Raw genomic sequence first — 21,027 nt, forward strand, 5'->3', positions numbered from 1 at the left:
TCCGCCGAAAATGTCTGCAGAGGTCATTCCGACGAGATCCCTGCTTTGCTGAAAAGCGATAGCCGTCTTTACATTTCCTTTTGTGGTCTCCCGTAGTTTAACGCTCGCGACGATTTGTCGCAATTTTTGCGTGATATTTAGCGGGGCCGCAACCATGGGGCATTTCTCCTTTCGTCTGAGTCACAAGATCCTCCTGATCGGACTCATCGGCCTGCTCGGATTGGGGGCGTTCGGTGCGATCTATTTGACCGGAGCCGCGTCTCAAGAAGCGTCCCGCAAAATCGCAGACGGTGCACGGGTCTTGTCGAACCTGAATGAAAGGCTCGCGCGCGACATGCTGGATGCGCGCCGAGCGGAAAAGGACTTCATGCTGCGGAGGGACGAGGCCTCCGTGAAGCGCCACGCGACCGTGAGCGCATCGATCAGGGGAGATATGGACCGGCTCGGCACGATGATCCGAACCGACGGGTTTGGCGGTCTCGCCGATAAGGTCGATACGCTGAAGTCAGGATTTAGCGAGTACGATAAGCAATTTTCCGCGTTGGTGCAGACCGAGACGAGGATCGGCCTGAACGAGAAGCTCGGATTGACCGGAACGTTGCGCGCCTCGGTACACGCCATTGAAGCCCGACTCAAAGAGGTCGACAACGCGGCTCTCGGAAACGGCATGCTGACGATGCGTCGTCACGAGAAGGACTTCATGCTGCGTCGGGACAAGGCCTACATCGATTCGTTTCAGAAGACTGCGAGCGATTTCGGCAAGGCGGTCGCCGATTCCAATCTTGCTCCGGCCACGAAGGCCGAAATAGCAGCCAGGCTGCAGACCTACAGAAGCGACTTCGCGGCTTGGGCGGAGAGCACAGCGGAATCCGCACGCAATGCCGCGGCGATGTCGAAGGAGTACGGGAAGATCGAGCCTGTCTTCGAAGCCATCGAGCAGGATATTCGGCGGCGTCAAGACGGCGCTCAAGCTCAGGAGGCCGAAACGATGTCGGCCGTGAAGCGCTGGATGCTGATCGCGCTGGCGCTCGCGATTGTCGTCGTATCGGGTCTTTCCCTCACGATCGCCCGCTCCGTCACCAAGGCGATCGCGGCAATGGTGCAGGCGATGGTCCGGCTGGCCAAGGGTGACATGAAGATCGTCATCCCCGGAATGGGGCAGCACGACGAGATCGGCGAGATGGCCGGTGCGGTCGATGTCTTCAAGACGAACATGATCGAGGCGGAACGACTGCGCGCCGAGCAGGCGGAAGTCGAGCGGCGGCAGGCAGAGCAGCGGAAGGCGGACATGCACCGGCTGGCCGGCGAATTCGAGGCCGCCATCGGTGAGATCGTGAAGACGGTTTCGTCGGCTTCGACCGAACTCGAAGCATCGGCCGGAACGCTGACCACGACGGCCGAGCATGCCCAGGATCTGGCGACGACCGTCGCTTCAGCTTCCGAGGAAGCATCCACCAACGTGCAATCGGTCGCTTCCGCCACGGAAGAACTGTCCTCGTCCGTGACCGAGATCAGCCGGCAGGTGCAGGCCTCCGCCCGGATGGCGTCCCAGGCCGTCGATCAGGCCAGGACCACCACCGAAAAGGTCGGCGCGCTTTCGCAGGCCGCTGCCAGGATCGGCGACGTCGTCGAGCTGATCAATACCATCGCCGGACAGACCAATTTGCTCGCACTCAATGCGACGATCGAAGCGGCTCGTGCCGGTGAGGCCGGCCGCGGCTTTGCCGTGGTGGCGTCGGAAGTGAAAGCGCTCGCGGAACAGACCGCCAAGGCAACTGGTGAGATCGGCCAGCAGATCTCCGGCATCCAGACCGCCACGCAGGAATCGGTGCACGCCATTACCGAAATCTCAGGCACGATCGAGCAGCTTTCCGAAGTGTCCTCCACCATCGCAGCCGCCGTTGAGGAGCAGGGCGCGGCGACGCAGGAGATCTCGCGCAACATTCAGCAAGCATCGCAGGGGACTCAACTCGTATCATCAAACATCAGCGATGTTCAGCGCGGCGCGACCGAAACCGGCTCGGCTTCGACGCAGGTGCTCTCGGCGGCCCAGTCGCTGTCGATGGAAAGCAACAGACTCAAGAGCGAGGTCGACCGTTTCCTCATCACGGTCCGCGCCGCGTAGCCGGGTCCTGGTTCGGCAAAGACGGGCGGCGGCGGGTGAACCAGATGCTCAAATCTGCGACGCAGCACTCCCAGCCCTTCGCCCTGCCGCTGGCCCCACATACCTTGCCCGCGGCCTGATCAGCTTGCCGAACTGCAATTGCTCGCTGGCATGGGCGATCCAGCCGACGCTGCGGGCCATGGCGAACAACGCGAGCTCGCTGCCCGCCGGCAGGCGCAGGGCGTGCACGAGCACCGCGAGCGCGTAGTCGATGTTGACGAGCTCGCCGGTCGCCTCGACGATCCGCTCCGGCACTTCCCGCGTGAACTTTCGTGGCGCGCCGGCGCGGGAAAGCGCGTTGAGCAGCGATTGCGCGCGGGGGTCGCCGCGCTTGTAGACGCCGTGACCGAAGCCGGCGAAACGCTCGCCGAGCGCGACACGCTCGCGCACCAGCGGCTCGACGTCGCGATCAACCAGCGTCTTGACGAGTTGCGAGGCCAGCACGCCGGCGCCGCCGTGTTTTGGACCTTTCAGCGCGGCGAGGCCTGCGATCACGGAGTCATAAAGATTGAGGCCTGTGGAAGCCGCGCAACGCGCGGTGAAAGTCGAGGCATTCAATTCGTGATCGGCGAGCAGCACCAGTGCGCGGCGGATGAGGTCGCCCGCATGCCTGTTATCCGGCGCCCAGGCCGTCGCGATCTGCTGGTGCAGCGGTGACGGCGATGGCTCGGCGTTGAGCATGGTCGCCACCAGCAGCCGGACGATGCGTCCGCCGACCATCGCGCGGCCGTCGTGCGCGCGGGTGAAGGCACGGGGATCGGCGCTCGCGGCAAGCGCCAGCACGGCGATGGCGCGGTCGATCGGCGCGGCGCGGCGCGCGGCTTGCGTGATCGCGCGCATCTCGTCGGAGATCTCGGGCTGATTGTCCGGCGCGAAGGGATCGGCGCCGGAGACATCCCAGAGCAGCGTCGCGGTGTGCTCCAGCGTATCGTTCTCGGCGAGATCGACGCAGTTGACGCCGCGATAGATCGCGCCGTCCTCGGTGATGGTCGAGATCTCCGTGTCCATCACCGGCAGGTCGGCATCGAAGCTGCGCAGGCCGCGCGGCTCCGGCGACGGCACCCGGCGCTCCTTCAGGGCGCGGACGTCCTCGGCGCGGTAGCGGTTCTTGCGCGAGTCCGGCGTCGGCTCGGAGCGGATCAGGCCACGGCTGACATAGGCGTAGAGGGTCGCCGGCGAGATCGCGAGTTCGGCCGCGGCCTCCCGCGCTGAGAGGTAGAGCTCACTGGAATTTTTCATATTGATTTATGTAATCAAGATTGATCAATCTGTCGAGACGCCCGAATTTCCTGTCCTGCAAAGGAGATTGGGCCATGAACATCCACCTCACCAAAAGCCAGACCGGGCTGGACGGCGTTGCCGCCGCCGAGACCGTGCTCAGCCATGTCGACGGCGAGCGGGGCGAGCTGATCATCGCCGGCGAGCATGTCGGACGCCTCGCCGCCACATCGAGCTTCGAGGGCGTTACCGCCCGGCTCTGGAACGGCGCCAGCAAGACCACGCTGAGCGAAGCCGACGTGCGGGCCAGCCTGGGTGCAGCTCGTGCGCGCGCCTTCGCCCGCCTGCCGGAGCTGCTGGCGGCGGCCGGCAGCATGGGCATTGTCGACGGATTTCGCGCAGCGGTCGCCGGACTTCGCGGCGAGCACGACCTTGCGCACGAAGCGACGATCGTCGGCGCGTTTCCGGTGATCGTGGGCGCGCTGGTTCGCCGCGCCAGGGGTCTCGATCCGGTCGCGCCCGATCCTGACTTGAGCCATGCCGCAGACACGCTGCGCATGCTCCACGGTCGCGCGCCCGAAACACGCGAGGTGACCGCGCTCGACGCCTATCTCGTCACCGCCAGCGACCACGGCATGAATGCCTCGACCTTCACCGCGCGCGTGGTGGCCTCGACGCAGGCCGATCTGTTCGCGGCCGTGACCGCCGGCTATTGCGCGCTCACGGGGCCGCTGCATGGCGGCGCGCCGGAGCCGGTGCTGGAAATGCTCGACGCCATCGGCTCGCGCGAGCGCATCCAGCCCTGGGTGGATGCGGCGCTGGCACGCGGCGAGCGGATGATGGGCTTTGGCCATCGAGTCTACCGCGTGCGCGATCCGCGCGCCGATGTGCTCAAGACCGCGATCGAGGCGCTCGCCTCTGATGGAGCCGACCTGCCCTTCGCCGGCGAGGTCGAGGCCTATATCCGCAGCGCGTTGCGCAGGAAGAATCCGGAGCGGCCGCTGGAGACCAATGTGGAATTCTTCACCGCGATCCTGCTCGATGCGCTGGCCATTCCAAGGCAGGCCTTCACGCCGATCTTCGCGGTGGCGCGCGCGGCGGGCTGGACCGCCCATGCGCGCGAGCAGCAGCGGACGGGAAGGTTGATCCGGCCGAGTTCGTCCTACGTGGGCGCGATGCCCGCAGATTGAATGCGGACGGGCGATGCACGCTCGTCGGATCGGGCCGGCTTTTCGCACATGCGACCTAACGACTCAGCGGAACGCCGGAACAATGGCGCCGGCCGGGCATTCACGCTCGCCCCCACGAAGGTCATCAGGGGCACACAAGAAAAGGAATGATAATGAAGAAGCTCTCCTACGCCCTCGCTGCAGGAACGCTGCTCGCCCTGTCGTCACTCGCAGCACCCGCCAATGCGCTGCCGGCTCACCCTATCCCAAGCGCATCGGTTGCCGGGGACGTCGTGAACGCGCGCTATCATTACGCTCCGCGAAGGGTCTGCACCGTACGCACCGTCGTCACGCGCGGTCATCATGGACGCCGCGTCGTCAAGCATGTCCGTGTCTGTCGGGTAAGGTAACATTGAAAGTGCCGTCCGCTTACGAGCGGGCGGCATCCAATGGATGCGCGGTGAGACCCTAGGCCTCCCGCACCACCGTCTTCAGATAATTATACGCCTTGATGATCTCGATCAGCCGATCTTCGGTGGAGCGATCACCGCCATTGGCGTCGGGATGGTGCTGCTTCACCAGCGCCTTGTACTTGCTCTTGACGTCGGCGAGCGTGGCGCTGGGGCCGAGCCCCATGACCTGGAGCGCCTTGCGCTCGGCATTCATGATCTTGCGCGTCTCGGGCTTGGGCGCGGCCTGCGGGCCGGCGCGCCAGCCGGTGCGGCCGTTGAGCTCCTGGAACATGCTGAACGGATCGAAGGCGCCGTCGATCTCGGCTTCGGCGCCCTTCTTGACGCCCCCATTGGCGCCCATCTTCCAGGTCGGACGGTGGCCGGTCAGCGCATCCTTCTGGTAGCGCGCGACGGCGTCGGCGTTCATGCCGGAGAAGAAATTGTAGTTCTGATTGTACTCGCGCACGTGGTTCAGGCAAAAATGCCAGTACTCGCGCGAATTCTCGCGGCCCTTGGGCGCGCGATGGGCGCCCTTGTTCTGACACCCGGTCCATTCGCAATTGACCACGGTGTCGCGCGGCTTCACTTCCGCCTGCTTGCCTTTCGGCTTGACGCGGATGGAGTCGAAGAACTTTGATGAATCGATCGGCATGACCAACTTTGACTACGCAATGCAAAAACCTTCAAGTCTTGACATTGCAATTAGCTGCTGACGGACTGCGAAAGCGCGCGAGGGAGGCTCACATGGCTACCAGAGACGTTATCAGCAACAAGTTGCAGGAAGCTTTCACGCCTGACAGCATCGAGGTCGTCGACGAGTCTCATTTGCATGAGGGCCATGCCGGCCACCGACCGAGCGGCGAGACGCACTTTCGCTTGTATATCGTGTCTCGAGCCTTCGAAGGGAAGAGCCGGGTCGATCGCCACCGCATGATAAATTCGGCACTGGCTGCGGAACTGTCCGGCAGCGTTCACGCCCTCGCGATCCATGCGCAGGCGCCCGGGGAAGGCGGGACTTAGCTCCCCCTCCAGGGGAGGGTTAAGAGTCAAAACGACGTCCCGGCCCGCTTCGGCCTCGCCCCTTCCGTCTCCGCCTCGCGCGGCACCGGTGAAATACGGAGCGCGGTGATGCGGTTGCGTTCGCGGCGCAGGACGCGGAAGCGGAAGCCGTGGAAGGTGAAACTCTGGCCGCGATCGGGGATCGAGCGCGCCTCGTGAATGACGAGGCCGGCAACCGTGGTTGCCTCTTCATCAGGCAGGCGCCAGTCCATGGCGCGATTGAGATCGCGGATCGGCACCGAGCCGTCGACCACGACCGAGCCGTCCGGCTGCGCGCGCACGCCGGCAACCACGACGTCGTGCTCATCGGAAATGTCGCCGACGATCTCTTCCAGAATGTCTTCCAGCGTCACCAGGCCTTCAACCTCGCCGTATTCGTCGACGACGAGCGCGAAATGGGTCTTTCGGCGCCGGAACGCCTTGAGCTGCTCGGACACGGGCCGCATTTCCGGCACGAACCAGGGCGGCAGCGCGATGGTGGAGACGTCGATGCGGGAGGTGTCGCCGTCGGCGGCGCGGATCGCGCGCAAGAGATCCTTGGCGTGGAGCACGCCGATGATGTTTTCCGGCTTCTCGCGCCAGAGCGGGATGCGGGTGTATTCGGTCGCCAGGACCTCGCGCACCAGTTCCTCCGCCGGCAGGTCGGCGTTGATCATGATCATCTCGGTGCGATGGATCATGACGTCGGAGACCTGGAGCTCGCGCAGGTCCAGCAGGCCGCCGAGCATGTCGCGGTCCTGCTTCTCGAACTTGCCTTCATGGTGCAGCAGATCGACCGCGCCGCGCAGGCGCTCGGTCGGCGACAGGATGGCCTGGTGCTCGCCGGCCAAACCAAACAGCCGCATCAACAGCCGGACGATGACTTCGACGATCTTGAGCAGCGGACCCAGCACGTACATCGTCAACCGCATCGGACGCGCAACCGCGAGCGCCATGCGGTCCGGTGCGTTGATGGCGATGGTCTTGGGCAGCACCTCCGCGAAGATCACGACCAGGGCGGTCATCAAGCCGGTCGCATAGAGCACGCCGACATCGCCGAACCAGGCGGTGAAGATGGACGTCGCCAGCGCGGACGCGCTGATGTTGGCGATGTTGTTGCCGAGCAGCAGCGCGCCGATCAGGCGTTCGCGCATGTCGAGCAGCTCCGAGACCACGTCGGCATCGCGGTTACCCTGCTTGGAGAGCCGCAGCATGCTGGCGCGCGAGGCGCCGGTCAGCGCGGTTTCGCTCGCGGCAAAGAAGCCCGAGACCAGCAGGCAGAGAATGACGATGGTGAAGCCGAGCCAGTCCATGCACCACTCAACAGAAATCGGTTCAACTGCGCGTCAGAGCTTCTGCGCGAGCTTCTCTTGCAGGAAATCGCGCACCGGCGCCGGCTCCACGTCCTTTGCGATGACGGCGCGGCCGACGGCCTCCAGCAGGATGAAGGTGAGCTTGCCGCGCTTGACCTTCTTGTCCTGCGCCATCAGCGCCATCAGCGCGTCGGCATCCGCAAGCCCTTCCTGCGAAAAGCCCGCGATGTCCTGCAGGCGCGTCGGCAGTCCGGCTTCGATGAGGTGACGTTCGACGCGCTCCGCCTCAAGCTCGCCGATCATGCCGAGCCTAGCCGAGAACTGCGCCGCCAGCGTCATGCCGATGGCGACGCCCTCGCCGTGAAACAGGCGATCGGAGAAGCCGGTCGCGGCTTCCAACGCGTGGCCGAAGGTGTGGCCGAGGTTGAGCAGCGCGCGCTCACCGGTCTCGCGCTCGTCGCGCGAGACCACGCCGGCCTTGGCGCGGCAGGAGGTCGCGATCGCATGCTCCCGGCCCGGACCGCCCTTGAAGATGTCAGCGTGGTTCTTTTCCAGCCAGGTGAAGAAGGCCTCATCGCCGAGCACGCCGTATTTGGCGACCTCGGCATAGCCGGCGCGGAATTGCCGCGGCGACAGTGTATCGAGCACGGCGGTGTCGGCGATGACCAGCACCGGCTGGTGGAAGACGCCAAGAAGGTTCTTGCCCTGCGGCGAGTTGATGCCGGTCTTGCCGCCGACGGAGGAATCGACCTGCGCCAGCAGCGAGGTCGGCACCTGCACGAAATCGACGCCGCGGCGCAGGATCGCCGCCGCAAAGCCGGCGAGATCGCCGACCACGCCGCCGCCGAGCGCGATGACGAGATCGTTGCGCTCGATCCTGGCGGCGATCAGGGCCTCGCTGACCTTTTCCAGGCCGGCATAGGTCTTGGAGATCTCGCCTTCCTCGACGACGATTCGCGAGGTCGGGATGCCGCTGGCTGCGAGCGACGCTTCGGCGGGCTCGAGCCAATGCTTTGCGACGGTGCGATCGGTGACGATGGCGGTGCGGACGCCGGGGCGCAAGGCAGCGACCCGCTCGCCGAGCGAAGCCAAGACCCCGCGGCCGATGACGATGTCATAGGCGCGGTCGCCGAGCGCGACGTCGACGTTGACGGGGTCGGAATGTCTTATGGGCGCAGTCATCGTACGGCACTCGCGACGTCGGCAGGTGGTTGGGCGGCCTGCTCGCCGCACAGATGGGCGTGCAGAATCTCGATGCACTCCTCGACGATCTTGTCATGCGGCACGTCGCGCGAGGCGATGGTGAGGTCAGCCTTGCCATAGACCGGCTCGCGCTCGGTGAGCAGGCGGGCGACGGTGCCTTCGGGATCGGCGGTCTGTAGCAGCGGGCGGTCGGCGCGGCGTCGCACGCGGCGCATGATGACGTCGTGATCGGCCTTGAGCCAGACCGAGACGGCCTTCGCCGCGATGCGGCTGCGTGTCTCCTCGCGCATGAAGGCGCCACCGCCGGTCGCCAGCACGATCGGCCCACCGTCGAGCAGGCGCGCGATCACCCGGGCCTCGCCGTCGCGGAAATGCGGCTCGCCGTGATGCTCGAAAATTTCCGGTATGGTCATGCCGGCCGCCGCCTCGATCTCGGTGTCGGCATCGACGAAAGGCAGCTTGAGCCTGAGCGCCAGGCGGCGGCCGATGGTGGATTTTCCCACCCCCATCATGCCGACGAGCACGATCGAGCGCGACCCGAGCGCCGACAGGATGTCGGCCTCGGGCGAAGCTTGGATCGGCAACGCGGCGTCGGACATGAAACTCGCTCTGGATCTCGCTCAACCTGCCGCCAAAGGCGGCATCCTTTCGCCACCTATACGACCCCGCAGGGGGCCTCGCCAGAGGACTCTTGCCACGAAACGGCGAACATGTTGGATGATTTCATTGGTTTATTTGCCCGCCAAGAGCCTGACCGAGACCCTGCACGATGCCCAGCCTGTTCCGCTTCCTGACGGTCGTCGCCGTGATCGCCGGCATCGTCTATGGCGTGGTCTTCGCGCTGGCGAACTTCGTCAGCCCGAAGTCGCGGGAAATGACGGTGACGATCCCGCCGGATAAGTTTCTCAAGAAATAGGGGCTAGCTTCCCGGGCATGCGTGCAAAGCCCTCAGATGCAAAACTCACCGGCCTGTTCCTGGACATGCTCGCGGCGGAACAGGGCGCCGGGCCCAATACGCTCGATGCCTATCGCCGCGACCTCACCGATTTCTCCGAGTTTCTCGGCCGCAGCGGACATACATTCGCGGAGGCGCAGACGCAGACGCTGCGCGACTATCTCGCCGATCTCGACACGCGCGGCTTCAAATCCACCAGCGTCGCGCGGCGGCTGTCGGCGATGCGGCATCTCTACCGCTTTCTCCTCAACGAGCGCATTCGCAATGAGGATCCCGCCGCGATCCTGTCCGGCCCCAAGCGCGGCCGCGGCCTGCCGAAAGTGCTGTCAATCGCGGATGTCGACCGCATGCTCAGCCGCGCCAGGGAATTGAGCGAGGCTGCGGAGGCCTCGCCCGCGCAGCGCCTGCGCGCTTTGCGGCTCTATTGCCTGCTCGAGGTGCTCTACGCCACGGGCCTGCGCGTCTCCGAGCTGGTGGCGCTGCCGCGCACGGCGGCCAAGCGCGATGCCCGCATGATCGTGGTGCGCGGCAAGGGCGACAAGGAACGCCTGGTGCCGCTCAACGAGGCCTCGCGGCAGGCGATGGCGGATTATCTTGCCGCAACGGAGGCGGCAAAAGCCGATAAGAAGAACAGCCTCGCCGCCTCGAAATGGCTGTTCCCCTCCTTCGGCGAGAGCGGACACCTGACGCGGCAGCATTTCGCCCGCGACCTCAAGGAGCTTGCGGTCGCCTCCGGGCTGCAGGCCCGGCTGGTGTCCCCGCACGTGCTGCGGCACGCCTTCGCCAGCCACCTCCTGCACAACGGCGCCGATCTGCGCATCGTGCAGACCCTGCTCGGCCACACCGACATCTCGACGACGCAGATCTATACCCATGTGGTCGAGGAGCGGCTGAAGAGCTTGGTGCGGGACCTGCACCCGCTGGCGGAGAAATAGTTCTCCCGTGAAACCGCCTTGACTTCGGCCACATCTCCGCAGAAAGAGCCGTGGCCTCCCGCATGATTTGGCCCACTTACCAACAGCCCACAAGCCAACTCATTGAAGAAGCTACACTTCTTTCCGCGATCTCAACCTCGCTTCGCTCTCGAGCCCCGTCCCCCTATATTGAGTTGATGCCAGACCCGATGCGCAGCTATCTCGACTTCGAAAAGCCGGTCGCCGAGCTCGATTCCAAGCTCGACGAGCTGCGCACGTTGGCTGCCTCCGGCAGCGACATCGGCGAGGAGATCGGGCGGATCGAGGACAAGGCGGCGCAGGCGCTGGCCGACCTCTATGCGAACCTGACGCCGTGGCAGAAGACGCTGGTGGCGCGGCATCCGCAGCGGCCGCATTTCAACGATTTCATCAAGGGCCTGATCACCGAATTCACCCCGCTCGCCGGTGACCGCAAGTTCGGCGAGGACGAGGCGCTGGTCGCCGGCTTCGGCCGCTTCCGCGGCGAGGCCATCTGCGTGATGGGCCAGGAAAAGGGCGATTCCACCGAGAGCCGCATCAAGCACAACTTTGGCATGGCGCGGCCGGAAGGTTACCGCAAATGCGTGCGGCTGATGGAGATGGCCGAGCGATTCGGCCTGCCGGTGCTGTCGCTGGCCGATTCCGCCGGCGCCTATCCCGGGATCGGCGCGGAAGAGCGCGGCCAGGCCGAGGCGATCGCGCGCTCGACCGATGCCTGCATGGCGCTGACCGTGCCGAACGTCGCCATCATCACCGGCGAGGGCATGTCGGGCGGCGCCATCGCCATCACCACCGCCAACAGGGTCCTGATGCTGGAGCATGCGATCTACAGCGTGATCTCGCCGGAGGCGGCGTCCTCGATCCTCTGGCGCGACGGCAGCAAGGCGCAGGAAGCCGCCAACAACATGAAGATCACCGCCCAGGACATGCTCCGGTTCGGAGTGATCGACAGCATCCTGAAGGAGCCGGTCGGCGGCGCCCACCGCGATGCCGCCGCCATGATCGCCACCACGGGCGACGCCATCGCCAAGGCTTTCGACGAGCTCCGTGGAGTCGACGGCGACGCCATCCGCAAGCAGCGGCGGCAGAAATTCCTCGATATCGGCCGCAAACTGGGCTGATTCGCCCCATTTCGGATGCCGCAAGGGCGGTGCGCTCCCTCCCCCGCAAGCCGAAGAGGTGAAGAGCCGCCCCGGTAACCCCGCGTTAACCCTTTTTTTGCCCAAATCAGCGATCTCAGTCCCTCTGGGCCCAAAGGCCCAAGTAAAGCCTGAAGTCGCGTCCATTTAGTCTCTGTTGACCATGCCACTGGGCCAACGGGCTCGTGATCCCCGCTCGGGTTGCGACCACATGACCCAGAGGTTAGAATTTTAATCAATGGCTTCAGGGCATAAGCGCTGGAGTGTGGCCTCGAAAACGCCCGTCACGACGGGTCCGGATGTCCGGTCGGGCCACTCTCCAAATCGGGGTTCGCGCTGCTTGCCCGGGACGGTGTGGGGTCCATCTTGATTTCTCGTTCGCTTGCTCGCGCGCTCTTGGCTTCGGTTGCGCTGATGACGGCCAGTGTTCTGCTGGCCGGCTGCGACACCGACCAGGTTTCGCTCGCGACCAACGCCAAGGCCAACCAGCCGGTGCCGCCAAAGCTTCTCGCCGCGATGGTCGAGAAGAACATGGACCTGCAATCGCCGATCCTGGTGCGCCTGTTCAAGCAGGAGGCCGAGCTCGAGGTCTGGAAGCAGACTCGCAACGGCCAGTTCGCGCTGCTCAAGACCTATCCGATCTGCCGCTGGTCGGGCGACCTCGGGCCGAAGGTGCGCGAAGGCGATCGCCAGGCGCCGGAGGGATTCTACTCGATCAATCCGGGCCAGATGAATCCGCAATCGGCCTATTATCTCTCGTTCAACACCGGCTATCCGAACGCGTTCGACAAGGCGTTGGGCCGCACCGGTTCGCAGCTGATGGTGCATGGCGATTGTTCGTCGCGCGGTTGCTACGCCATGACCGACGAGCAGATCGCGGAAATCTATTCGCTCGGCCGCGAGTCGTTCTTCGGCGGCCAGAAGGCGTTCCAGCTGCAGGCCTATCCGTTCAAGATGACGCCGGTGAACATGGCCAGGCACCGGAACAATCCGAACATGCCGTTCTGGAAGATGATCAAGGAAGGCTATGATCATTTCGAGGTGACGCGGCAGGAGCCGAAGGTCGATTTCTGCGAGCGCAAATACGTGTTCGACGCGGCCAAGCCGCCCGACGCCAAGCGCGACCCCGTGTTCGACGCCTCGGCCAAGTGCCCGGCCTATGTGATCCCCGACGACATCGTCGCGGCCGTGCGTGAGAAGCAGCAGCAGGACGAGGCCGCCTACGCCAAGCTGGTCGCCAAGGGCACGCCGGTGGCGCGCATGAACACCGGTATCGACGGCGGCATGAACAAGATTTTCGCCGCGAAGATTCCGGAGGGATCGACAGGTCTGTCCGAAGGCGCCGAAGGCACCACCTTGCAGATGCTGGCGATGGCGAAGGCGCCGGGCACGATCCCCGGACATGTCAATCCGCCGAAGCCCAATCTCGACAGCGTGGCGTCCGCGCCTGCACCGCAGGAAGAGCCGGTCGTCGCCGTCAGCGCGCCCGCCGCCAATACGCGCGTGGCCAATGCCGCACCGGCCGAGAAATCCGGTTTCTTCTCGAATCTCGGCCGCAAGATGGGCATGGGCTCCGCCGAGACCACGGCGACCACACCGCCACCGCAAGCCACCGCATCCGTCGCTCCGGCCACCACGTCGACGACGCCGGCTACCGCAGCATCGCGGCTGAAGGCCGCGGTGACCCGGTTCGTACCGGGCCATGACAAGTCCAGGGATGCAGCGAAGGATGCGCCGAAGTCGGCCGTTGCAGCCAAGCCGGTCGAGCCGACGAAGCCCGATACGCGGCTCGCCGCGACGCGCCCCGCGCTGAAGCCGTCGGTGTCGGACGGCGCCGGTGAAGCAACCCAGATCATGGGCGCCGCACCGGTGGTGTCGTCGAACTCGTTCGAGAGCCGGTTTGGGGCGGTGAAGTAGGCACCACGACTTTCGCTCCCGCCGCGTACTCAGCTGTCATCGCCCGCGCAGGCGGGCAATCCAGTATTCCAGAGACAAATGTGATTGAACCGAGAAGCTGCGGCGTACTGGATGCTGGTCGGATCGCATACGACACTGCTCGACCGTCACCCTGAGGTGGCCGCTTCTTCAGCGGCCCTCGAAGGGCGACAGCCCGGCTGCCGGCGCGGCCGTGCATCCTTCAAGGCTCGCCGAAGAGGCGAGCACCTCAGGGTGACGGAATTGATATGAGCGCGCTGTGAGACATGATCTGGAATTCGCTGGCCGGTTAGCGTACGGCGAAACTTTAAATCCTGCTGGCTGCAACGCAGTTTCGATCTCAACGACGCGCGTGTTCACCTTCATCTCGGCTTATCAGCACCAATAGGAGCAAACCTGGCTCTTGATAGCTCGCTCCACGGCAGATTTGGTTGTATCCTTACGAGACGCTCCTCAAAGTTGCTCCCAGCTGATTGGTAACATCATTGCTCGACAATCTATTCCTCTTATTAAGCCGCTCAAAAGCCTTTTGGAGGTTGCGAGCCCGCCTGCACTACCTGACATTTGTCTCGCACCGCTCCCTCTTCGGGCTCAGGAGCCGGTTGGCGGACGATCAAAGACAATCTGTAACTTTTCTACGACTCACTAGCTCTACATTGGGCCAGGTCGTACTCGCTGTGATTATAGCGGTCGGAATGCAAATGTTAGGCAGACCGCTTGACGACTTTCTTCAAATTTCAATGTTGCAGATTACGAGCGACGCCTACACCAACTTATTGAGCGGTGTTGCGGCAACAGGAGGCGTTCTGATCGGCCTCTACTACGCCGCGACCACGGCAATCGCTGGTGCCATCTACTCACGAGTCCCAAGCAGTATTCGAAACTTGTTCTCGAAGGACCACGTCGGAAACGTCTATATGCGCTTTCTGGCGCTACTTACCTACCTAAGCCTAGTGCTTCTTGCTTTTAGAGCGGCTGGTCTGCCACCGGTTCGAACAGCTCTCCTGTTTTTGGGGTTAGGGGCCGGAGTATCCGTAATCGGTTTTGTGAATTTGGGAGCCCGAGCGTTCAATCTATTTGATCCGACTACTCTACTAAACGAATTGCTGGACCGGATTCATCGCTCGTATATGCGGTGTGTGGCCGGGCATTTTAGGTGGAGTGACGCATCTTTTCAAAACCACGCCTCGACGGAGGCGAAGCGCGCCATCGAGACGATCGCGGCTCTGGCCGATATGACCTCGAAGGAGACGCAGCTAAATGGAGAGGCGTTCCTAGTTTTTTGTAGAAACTTAATTGGCCTACTGTCCGACTATCAACTTTGTAAGAAGAAGATTCCAACACAAAGCCGCTGGTACCCCGTTCGTTATATCCATACTGACTGGTACCGCTCCACGGACAGCGCTACTTCAATCGCGCACCAAACAGCTGGAAAGCTCGATCCAAAATCAGTTAGCGATGCAGAATGGATCGAGTCCAGCATCTTTCCGATAGTTTACACGTGCATTCAAATAAACTTCTCGGCCGGACGCGAAGCCCTCGTCCGCAATCTCCTCGTTTACATCGACCACTACGTGCAAACTCTTGCGTCGGATGATGAAGTCGCAGCTGCGTTCCGTCGCGTCGCCGAACTAGCGGACCAGTGTTCTTGCTCCACATTCAGGGAGGCACCGAAAGACACCAAAGAGCCGCTTGAACAGCTGGCACTGGCCGACGCTATAGCTTCGTGCCAGATAAATATGTTCCTTGCGTACCTACAATTCATTGAACGAAACGACAGCGCATCAATTGACCAAGCCATTTCTCGCATTCGCTGGAATGAACCAACTAAAATCTATCAGTCTGGCTTGCCGAAATACGCATTGATTCAACTTGAATGGCTTTACCCGCGAATAGAGTTTGAGCGTCGGTCGGAAGGAGCCAAGTTAAGCCCCGATTGGTACGTAAGTGAGCTAGTTCGCCGGTCAGCAGTCGAGGCCATGAAGCCCTCGTTGACTGCTCTCGTCTATGAATCTCAGTCTCTATGGAAAAGCTGGCTTTCGACCGCCACCGATAAGAATCTTTTTTGGATAAAGGCAGCGCTGCTTTCGCGCGAGGCCGAATATTGGCAGAAACTCCTTCATGGCTTCTCGAAATTGCAGAACAGGTGGAATGATCTCAGCAGCCCACGGCGCATCGAAGGTCTGAGCTGGAAGCAGATCGACTTCGATGAGCTGAAGCAGGCAGTCAAGGAACGGAGAAAGCAAGTAGTCCGAGAAATGGCTACTCTCGGCGCGACCTTGAGCGCAACCGACCGACCGGATAGCTATCCAGATTTTGCGGGCCAGTTCCTGCACGGGGTTGGGGAAGAATTGCTATCTGCATTCGTGGAAAATGAAACAGAAGCAGTGAGCGCACTATTTCCGGGAATTTTCTATGGAGCTTTGCTGCAATACGAAAGATTATCCAAGAAGATCGAGGCTTCCGATTGGCGAGCGACTAACGACGCTAAAATCGCCGTCTCGCCCATATTAGATCTAATGGAATTGAGCGGCTATTGTATCCTATTTTCTGAGTTTCATCGTAACGCGGCTCTTTCGCAAAAGGTTGCGCATCTTTGGACTGACTATCTGGATAGAAAGGCCGCCGAATCCCACGACATATTGGGCTTTCTTGGCGTAATTCTCGCAATAACCGAAGCGCCGTTCGAATTGGCCCACAGAAGCCTCATCCGAATGTCCTGGAAGCAAAAAGTATCCAACGCTCTTTCGGCGCTTCACGGCGTGGATCGGGAAACGGTCTATGCAAACCGTTACGCCAAGGTCGAGCACGAGAGTCCCTTGGTCAGAGTCTTCGCCAAAGCTGGAATGGCTCCTTTTTATGATGGCATCGACGTATTCATTGAAAAGCTAATTCGAAGACGCTCCGACGAGAGTAAATTCAAATCTCCTAGAAGAAGAGATCTTCACCGAGCCATAACTCGCGAAGAAGACGGATAAATCGGTTAAACTGATCTTAGATTGGACATCGCGATGATTGCGCGCCGTATTACTCAAGGAAGATTAGCAACTCACTTTAGCAGCCTCCGACGCGAGGACGGCTTAGCCAGCCACATGTTTACAGATGATGTTCACCTTGGTGTGATGCCCCTCCGCAGCAGAGAAGCCGACAATTACCGAGTAGTACTCGCTGGCAAAACTGAAGATAACCCGAAGACCATAGCTCTACTCCATTCTGTTCAGGCATACGAGCAATACTCCCTTGGCGAGATTGTCGCTGGCGCTGTCCAAGAGATAGCCCAGAGGTTGGCTTGGCACGGGCGAAGCCTCTACGAGATCATCCCTGACGACAACGGTCAATTCGAGTTACAATCAGCGACTTTAGAACGTCTTATTCAACTTCCATGGATTGTAGTTCAATTTGTCCCACGTAAAGACCGAGAGTATTGGCAGCGCAGTTTACTGGTGGCGGCGTCGCAAAATACCTGGAGAATTTCAATTCCAGACGAGCTCGGCGGCTATAGAGCCTACAAGCGGATACTAAGAACTCTGAGAACCAGTGACCGCATCGCTCCAGAGTTTTGGCGACGTGATCTCGAACAGGGAAAAGTCAACCAAACGTTCGATTTCAGTGACTTTAGACGCACGACAGAAGTGTCGGAGGCGCGGGCGACCCAAGTGTGGGGGTGGCCGAGGCGCGACTACGGAGGCGAAAACTGGACGGAGATTGCCCATCTCTACAGAATACTAACATTTCGTTGGGCTCAGGCAAAATTGCGTGAACATATAGTGACCGAGTTGAATTCGCTATTGCGTCGGCTACAGATCGATAACGAAATACAGATCAACGGCCTACCTGTGTCATCTGAGATTGCGCGTCTTCGTGCCGCGATGATGGATGGCACCATATCCTTCAAGGAAGCGAGTGAAGGGTCGAACATCGATTAGCGCCGCTCGATATATCCTCCCCCGCAAAGGCAGACGCTACGCGAGCGAAATATTTGAGCTTGAGGCGAGAGCGTTCTTTCCAGCGGCAAGACCTATCGATGCAATCGCAGGAAGCCCGCATCTTTGTCGGACCGGCTCGGAGCGACATCGATTTTCGCGAAGAGGGAGAACACGATGACGACCAATCTCAGTTTGAGAAGCGCAGGTTATGAAGCGAGTGAAATTCAGCTTCAGGCATGAGGCCGCACGCAAGCCGTCGGGCGAAACACCCCATTTCAGCGATTTCAATCCCTTCGGATAAAAATAATTCTCTTTACCCGAACACCGAAACACCCCTATCCTCCGCGCATCTCATCCCTCCGGAAGGGGCGGGTCGCGATCGTCACGGTTCGTGGGGTGGGTTGCGGTGGACGCGGGCGGCGTTGGCGCCAAGGGCGGTCGCAGGGCGGGTAGTCCCCGTGAGCGATCAGCGGGCGCATGGACGAAAACCTGCTCGCGTACGGCAAAATCGTGTGGTCCTGGCGCCCGCAGGCTGGCGTCAAGTCTCCGCGGTGATGTGTGGGGTCCGACCGGGCCGCGCATATCAGCGATCTGCGAGGCGACGGGGGCAAGAGTGCATCGCTCCCCGGGGAGAGCGCGACATAAGCCGTCAAACCATCGCGCAGGGAAGGCCGGTTATCGGGCTGCACCTGTTGTTCCCCTGTGAGCGTCTACCTACGCATCCATGCACAGGGGCTCGCGGGTGCCAGCCGGTACCCGGCCTTCCCTGCGCCCTTCCAGCTTGAAGGGCGTGCGAGCGAAGCAAAGTCCGGGCGCAGATCGCGCCGCGGGATCGCGAGATCATGGCTGTTTGACAGTTGAAGATGATGGCAGGGGATGTTGCTCCACCCTCCGCCGTCATTCCCCGCGAAAGCGGGGAATCCAGTATTCCGGAGACGGTCGTAATGAACCCAGAAGCCGCGGCGTACTGGATGCCCCGCCTTCGCGGGGCATGACAGTTGAGATCGGAGTAAGGCCGGCGCGCTTCAGCCGCGCCGCATCTTACGGCGCCAGATATCGCACCAGCTCCGGATTGTCCCTCACCTCGCCCGCCTGCCCCTGCAGCGCCACCCGTCCGCGGTCCAGCACATAAGCGTAGTCGGCGACGCGCAGCGCCAGATCGAGGTGCTGCTCGACGATGATCACCGCGATGTTCTTGGCGAGATCGATCAGGCGCTCGGTGATCTCCTCGATCACGCCGATCCAGACGCCTTCGGTGGGCTCGTCGAGCAACAACAGCTTCGGATCGCCCAACATGGCGCGGCCGATGGCGAGCATCTTGCGCTCGCCGCCGGAGAGTGTGCCGGCGGGCTGGTCGAGGCGCTGGCCGAGCTTAGGGAAGATGCTCAGCACGTGGTCGACGGCGTCGGCCTTCTTGCTCGCGAGCGAGCCGACGGCGAGATTGTCGCGCACCGACAGGCGCGCGAACACCGAATGCTCCTGCGGAACGTAGCCGATGCCGGCGCGGACACGCTCCTGGGTGGCGCGGCGGCTGATGTCGCGGCCGTCGAAGGCGATCTCGCCTTTCCACGCGGGTAGCTCGCCGACGATGGTCTTCATCAGCGTGGTCTTGCCGGCACCGTTGCGGCCGAGCACGGCGACGCCGCCGCGCCAGGGAATGCCGAGGTTGACGTCGAACAGGACCTGGCTGCGGCCGTAGCCGGCGTCGAGATGCTTGATGTCCAAAAATTCAGGCACGGCGCAGATAAATCTCCTGGACGGCCTTGTTGGCCTGGATCTCCGACACCGTGCCTGAGGCCAGCACCTTGCCCTGGTCGAGCACGGTGAGGCGATCGCAGATGTCGCGGATGAAATCGAGGTCGTGCTCGACGATGACGAGCGAGCAGTGCTGCTTGATCGGCTGGAGCAACTCGCCGGTAACACGGCGCTCCTCCAGGCTCATGCCGCCGGTCGGCTCGTCCAGCAGCAGAAGCTTCGGCTTGCCGGCGAGCGCCATCGCGATCTCCAGCCATTGCTGCTGGCCGTGCGACAGGGCCGCTGCCGCGTCGAAGGCGCGGTCGACGAGACGGAATTGCGTCAGCATGGTCATGACCTGCTCATGCAGCGCACCGCGCGTGCGCGAGAACACGAGGTCGAGCAGCGAGGACTGCGCCTGCAGCGCGAGCAGGATGTTGTCGTAGAGCGTCAGGGTCGGCAGCACGCTCGTGATCTGGAATTTCAGGCTCATGCCGGCACGCGCACGCTCGGTCGGCGTGAACGTGGTGATGTCGGTGTTGACGAAGGAGACCTTGCCCTGCGTCGGCACCTCGGCGCCGGCGATGCACTTCATCAGCGTGCTCTTGCCGGAGCCGTTCGGGCCGATCAGGCCGTGGAACTCGTTCTCGCCGACGGTGAGCGCGGCGCCGTCGAGCGCGGTGAGCTTGCCGAAGATTTTCTTGATGCCCGCGGCTTCAAGGAGCGGCATTGCGCTTCTCCTTTGACTTCTCCTTGGGCGTGGCACCGAAGCTGCCGACCCGTTCGCGCTCGCCGAGCAGGAAGCTGATCAGGCCGAGCGGGCGGAACAGGATCACCAGCAGGAGCAGAAGTCCCAAAATGATCGGCCAGATGTCGCGGTAATTATCCGACAGCCAGAAGCTGACGCCTTCGACGATGATGGCGCCGATCACGGCCCCGATCAGCGTGCCGGAGCCGCCGAACAGCACGTAGAGCACGACCTGGGTCGAGACCACGACGCCGACCATGTTGGGCCAGACGAAACCTTCGTGGAACGCATAGAGGCTGCCGGCAAGTCCGGCGACGGCGCCGCCGATGGTGAAGATGATCGCCTTGAGATGCTGGACCTTGTAGCCGAAGAAGGCGATGCGCTGCTCGTTCTCGCGCAGGCCGGCCAGCGCCAGACCGAATTGCGAGCGCACCAGGAAGCGGCAGAGCAGGTAGACGACGACGAGGATTCCGAGCACGAGATAATAGAAGGGTGGCCCTTCGGTGAATTCGTAGCCGCCGAGCGTCATCGGCGCGATCGAGGGAATGCCGTTCTGGCCGCCGAGATAGTACCAGCCGCGCGCGAGCCGATCGGCCGCGTAGGAGCCGGTGAGCGTGCCGAGCGACACGAAGATCACGCTGGAGGGATGCCGGCCCAGCAGCAGGAAGCCGCCGAGCAGCAGCGCGAAGGCGAGACCGATCAGCGTGCCTGCCGGCAGCACCAGGAAGATGTTGGTGATGTCGAGGTCGCGCGCCAGCAGCGCGACCCCATAGCCGGCCGAGCCGAAGAACAGGGCCTGGCCGAAGCTCATGATGCCGGCATAGCCCCAGACCAGGTCGAACGACAGCGCGAACAACGCGAGGATGATCACGCGGGTCGCGAATACCGTGAGATAGTCCTGCAGCACCAGCGGCGCGAACAGCGCCGCGACGAGCACGACGCCCTCGACGATCGGCAGGATCTTTCGTCCCGAGGGAGCCTGTCCTGCCGCTGCACCTTCAGCCATCGCACCGTCCGCTTCGCCGCTCGCGTCGGCGGCGATGGCCTCTCTTACCACAGTCATCGGCTTCAGCATTCCAC

The 21,027-nt window shown here is 62.5% G+C and carries 17 protein-coding genes; 9 read left to right on the top strand and 8 right to left on the bottom strand.

The features are described from left to right. The first annotated feature begins 154 nt into the window (after nucleotides 1–154). Entirely contained in the window at nucleotides 155–2,125 is a 1,971-nt protein-coding gene (locus ACQ86E_RS11880) for a methyl-accepting chemotaxis protein (protein WP_431205541.1), read from the top strand. Nucleotides 2,126–2,173: 48 nt separating this feature from the next. On the opposite strand, the gene ACQ86E_RS11885 is transcribed toward ACQ86E_RS11880, so the two are convergent. After that, nucleotides 2,174–3,403 carry a citrate/2-methylcitrate synthase gene (locus ACQ86E_RS11885; RefSeq protein ID WP_431205542.1) on the bottom strand — a complete coding sequence of 410 codons (1,230 nt, stop codon included), beginning with the start codon at nucleotides 3,401–3,403 and terminating at the stop codon, nucleotides 2,174–2,176. Between the two features lie 74 nt (nucleotides 3,404–3,477). Between ACQ86E_RS11885 and ACQ86E_RS11890 the strand changes: the two genes are divergently transcribed. Then, entirely contained in the window at nucleotides 3,478–4,572 is a 1,095-nt protein-coding gene (locus ACQ86E_RS11890; protein WP_431205543.1) for a citrate synthase/methylcitrate synthase, read from the top strand. Between the two features lie 447 nt (nucleotides 4,573–5,019). Here the strand turns inward: ACQ86E_RS11890 and ACQ86E_RS11895 are convergent, their stop codons facing one another. Next, on the bottom strand, nucleotides 5,020–5,655 hold the full coding sequence (locus tag ACQ86E_RS11895) for a J domain-containing protein (RefSeq protein WP_431205544.1): 636 nt from the start codon (nucleotides 5,653–5,655) through the stop codon (nucleotides 5,020–5,022). A gap of 92 nt (nucleotides 5,656–5,747) precedes the next feature. Here ACQ86E_RS11895 and ACQ86E_RS11900 point away from each other — a divergent pair, with 92 nt between their 5' ends. Beyond that, nucleotides 5,748–6,023 (top strand): BolA family protein, encoded by a 276-nt coding sequence (locus tag ACQ86E_RS11900; protein ID WP_431205545.1) that lies wholly within the window; start codon nucleotides 5,748–5,750, stop codon nucleotides 6,021–6,023. Nucleotides 6,024–6,049: 26 nt separating this feature from the next. Here the strand turns inward: ACQ86E_RS11900 and ACQ86E_RS11905 are convergent, their stop codons facing one another. From ACQ86E_RS11905 to ACQ86E_RS11915, 3 genes are read right to left on the bottom strand one after another with little or no spacing between them, the layout of a single operon-like run. Further along, on the bottom strand, nucleotides 6,050–7,354 hold the full coding sequence (locus ACQ86E_RS11905; protein WP_431205546.1) for an HlyC/CorC family transporter: 1,305 nt from the start codon (nucleotides 7,352–7,354) through the stop codon (nucleotides 6,050–6,052). Between the two features lie 33 nt (nucleotides 7,355–7,387). Further along, nucleotides 7,388–8,536, bottom strand: coding sequence for a 3-dehydroquinate synthase (aroB, locus tag ACQ86E_RS11910; RefSeq protein ID WP_431205547.1), 1,149 nt, complete (start codon nucleotides 8,534–8,536; stop codon nucleotides 7,388–7,390). After that, nucleotides 8,533–9,156, bottom strand: coding sequence for a shikimate kinase (locus ACQ86E_RS11915; RefSeq protein ID WP_431205548.1), 624 nt, complete (start codon nucleotides 9,154–9,156; stop codon nucleotides 8,533–8,535). The genes aroB and ACQ86E_RS11915 overlap by 4 nt, the downstream gene beginning before the upstream one ends. A gap of 170 nt (nucleotides 9,157–9,326) precedes the next feature. Here ACQ86E_RS11915 and ACQ86E_RS11920 point away from each other — a divergent pair, with 170 nt between their 5' ends. From ACQ86E_RS11920 to ACQ86E_RS11945, 6 genes are all read left to right on the top strand, one after another. After that, complete coding sequence (locus ACQ86E_RS11920; protein WP_014439243.1) at nucleotides 9,327–9,473, top strand: hypothetical protein; 147 nt, start codon at nucleotides 9,327–9,329, stop codon at nucleotides 9,471–9,473. Nucleotides 9,474–9,490: 17 nt separating this feature from the next. Further along, a complete protein-coding gene (gene xerD / locus ACQ86E_RS11925; protein ID WP_431205549.1) occupies nucleotides 9,491–10,447 on the top strand; it encodes a site-specific tyrosine recombinase XerD in 957 nt (318 codons plus the stop codon). Between the two features lie 176 nt (nucleotides 10,448–10,623). Next, complete coding sequence (locus ACQ86E_RS11930; RefSeq protein WP_431205550.1) at nucleotides 10,624–11,586, top strand: acetyl-CoA carboxylase carboxyltransferase subunit alpha; 963 nt, start codon at nucleotides 10,624–10,626, stop codon at nucleotides 11,584–11,586. A 432-nt stretch (nucleotides 11,587–12,018) separates the two neighbouring features. Continuing rightward, a complete protein-coding gene (locus ACQ86E_RS11935) occupies nucleotides 12,019–13,521 on the top strand; it encodes a L,D-transpeptidase family protein (protein WP_431205551.1) in 1,503 nt (500 codons plus the stop codon). Between the two features lie 719 nt (nucleotides 13,522–14,240). Beyond that, nucleotides 14,241–16,517 (top strand): hypothetical protein, encoded by a 2,277-nt coding sequence (locus tag ACQ86E_RS11940; RefSeq protein WP_431205552.1) that lies wholly within the window; start codon nucleotides 14,241–14,243, stop codon nucleotides 16,515–16,517. A 21-nt stretch (nucleotides 16,518–16,538) separates the two neighbouring features. Next, complete coding sequence (locus ACQ86E_RS11945) at nucleotides 16,539–17,465, top strand: hypothetical protein (protein WP_431205553.1); 927 nt, start codon at nucleotides 16,539–16,541, stop codon at nucleotides 17,463–17,465. A gap of 1,041 nt (nucleotides 17,466–18,506) precedes the next feature. Here ACQ86E_RS11945 and ACQ86E_RS11950 read toward each other — a convergent pair. From ACQ86E_RS11950 to ACQ86E_RS11960, 3 genes are read right to left on the bottom strand one after another with little or no spacing between them, the layout of a single operon-like run. Beyond that, nucleotides 18,507–19,202 (bottom strand): ABC transporter ATP-binding protein, encoded by a 696-nt coding sequence (locus ACQ86E_RS11950; RefSeq protein ID WP_431205554.1) that lies wholly within the window; start codon nucleotides 19,200–19,202, stop codon nucleotides 18,507–18,509. Next, nucleotides 19,195–19,929 carry an ABC transporter ATP-binding protein gene (locus ACQ86E_RS11955; RefSeq protein ID WP_431205555.1) on the bottom strand — a complete coding sequence of 245 codons (735 nt, stop codon included), beginning with the start codon at nucleotides 19,927–19,929 and terminating at the stop codon, nucleotides 19,195–19,197. Before ACQ86E_RS11955 ends, ACQ86E_RS11950 begins: the two co-directional genes overlap by 8 nt. Further along, nucleotides 19,916–21,022 (bottom strand): branched-chain amino acid ABC transporter permease, encoded by a 1,107-nt coding sequence (locus tag ACQ86E_RS11960; RefSeq protein ID WP_431205556.1) that lies wholly within the window; start codon nucleotides 21,020–21,022, stop codon nucleotides 19,916–19,918. The genes ACQ86E_RS11955 and ACQ86E_RS11960 overlap by 14 nt, the downstream gene beginning before the upstream one ends. Nucleotides 21,023–21,027 lie beyond the last annotated feature (5 nt).

Origin of the sequence: Bradyrhizobium betae, assembly GCF_050632175.1 — a bacterium.
Classification (GTDB): Bacteria; Pseudomonadota; Alphaproteobacteria; order Rhizobiales; family Xanthobacteraceae; genus Bradyrhizobium; species Bradyrhizobium betae_B.

Excerpts from the sequence above, each read along its gene's own strand:
- ACQ86E_RS11880 (WP_431205541.1), top strand. The coding sequence starts at position 155 with ATGGGGCATTTCTCCTTTCGTCTGAGTCACAAGATCCTCCTGATCGGA.
- ACQ86E_RS11885 (WP_431205542.1), bottom strand. The coding sequence starts at position 3,403 with ATGAAAAATTCCAGTGAGCTCTACCTCTCAGCGCGGGAGGCCGCGGCC.
- ACQ86E_RS11890 (WP_431205543.1), top strand. The coding sequence starts at position 3,478 with ATGAACATCCACCTCACCAAAAGCCAGACCGGGCTGGACGGCGTTGCC.
- ACQ86E_RS11895 (WP_431205544.1), bottom strand. The coding sequence starts at position 5,655 with ATGCCGATCGATTCATCAAAGTTCTTCGACTCCATCCGCGTCAAGCCG.
- ACQ86E_RS11900 (WP_431205545.1), top strand. The coding sequence starts at position 5,748 with ATGGCTACCAGAGACGTTATCAGCAACAAGTTGCAGGAAGCTTTCACG.
- ACQ86E_RS11905 (WP_431205546.1), bottom strand. The coding sequence starts at position 7,354 with ATGGACTGGCTCGGCTTCACCATCGTCATTCTCTGCCTGCTGGTCTCG.
- aroB (WP_431205547.1), bottom strand. The coding sequence starts at position 8,536 with ATGACTGCGCCCATAAGACATTCCGACCCCGTCAACGTCGACGTCGCG.
- ACQ86E_RS11915 (WP_431205548.1), bottom strand. The coding sequence starts at position 9,156 with ATGTCCGACGCCGCGTTGCCGATCCAAGCTTCGCCCGAGGCCGACATC.
- ACQ86E_RS11920 (WP_014439243.1), top strand. The coding sequence starts at position 9,327 with ATGCCCAGCCTGTTCCGCTTCCTGACGGTCGTCGCCGTGATCGCCGGC.
- xerD (WP_431205549.1), top strand. The coding sequence starts at position 9,491 with ATGCGTGCAAAGCCCTCAGATGCAAAACTCACCGGCCTGTTCCTGGAC.
- ACQ86E_RS11930 (WP_431205550.1), top strand. The coding sequence starts at position 10,624 with ATGCCAGACCCGATGCGCAGCTATCTCGACTTCGAAAAGCCGGTCGCC.
- ACQ86E_RS11935 (WP_431205551.1), top strand. The coding sequence starts at position 12,019 with ATGACGGCCAGTGTTCTGCTGGCCGGCTGCGACACCGACCAGGTTTCG.
- ACQ86E_RS11940 (WP_431205552.1), top strand. The coding sequence starts at position 14,241 with ATGTTAGGCAGACCGCTTGACGACTTTCTTCAAATTTCAATGTTGCAG.
- ACQ86E_RS11955 (WP_431205555.1), bottom strand. The coding sequence starts at position 19,929 with ATGCCGCTCCTTGAAGCCGCGGGCATCAAGAAAATCTTCGGCAAGCTC.
- ACQ86E_RS11960 (WP_431205556.1), bottom strand. The coding sequence starts at position 21,022 with ATGCTGAAGCCGATGACTGTGGTAAGAGAGGCCATCGCCGCCGACGCG.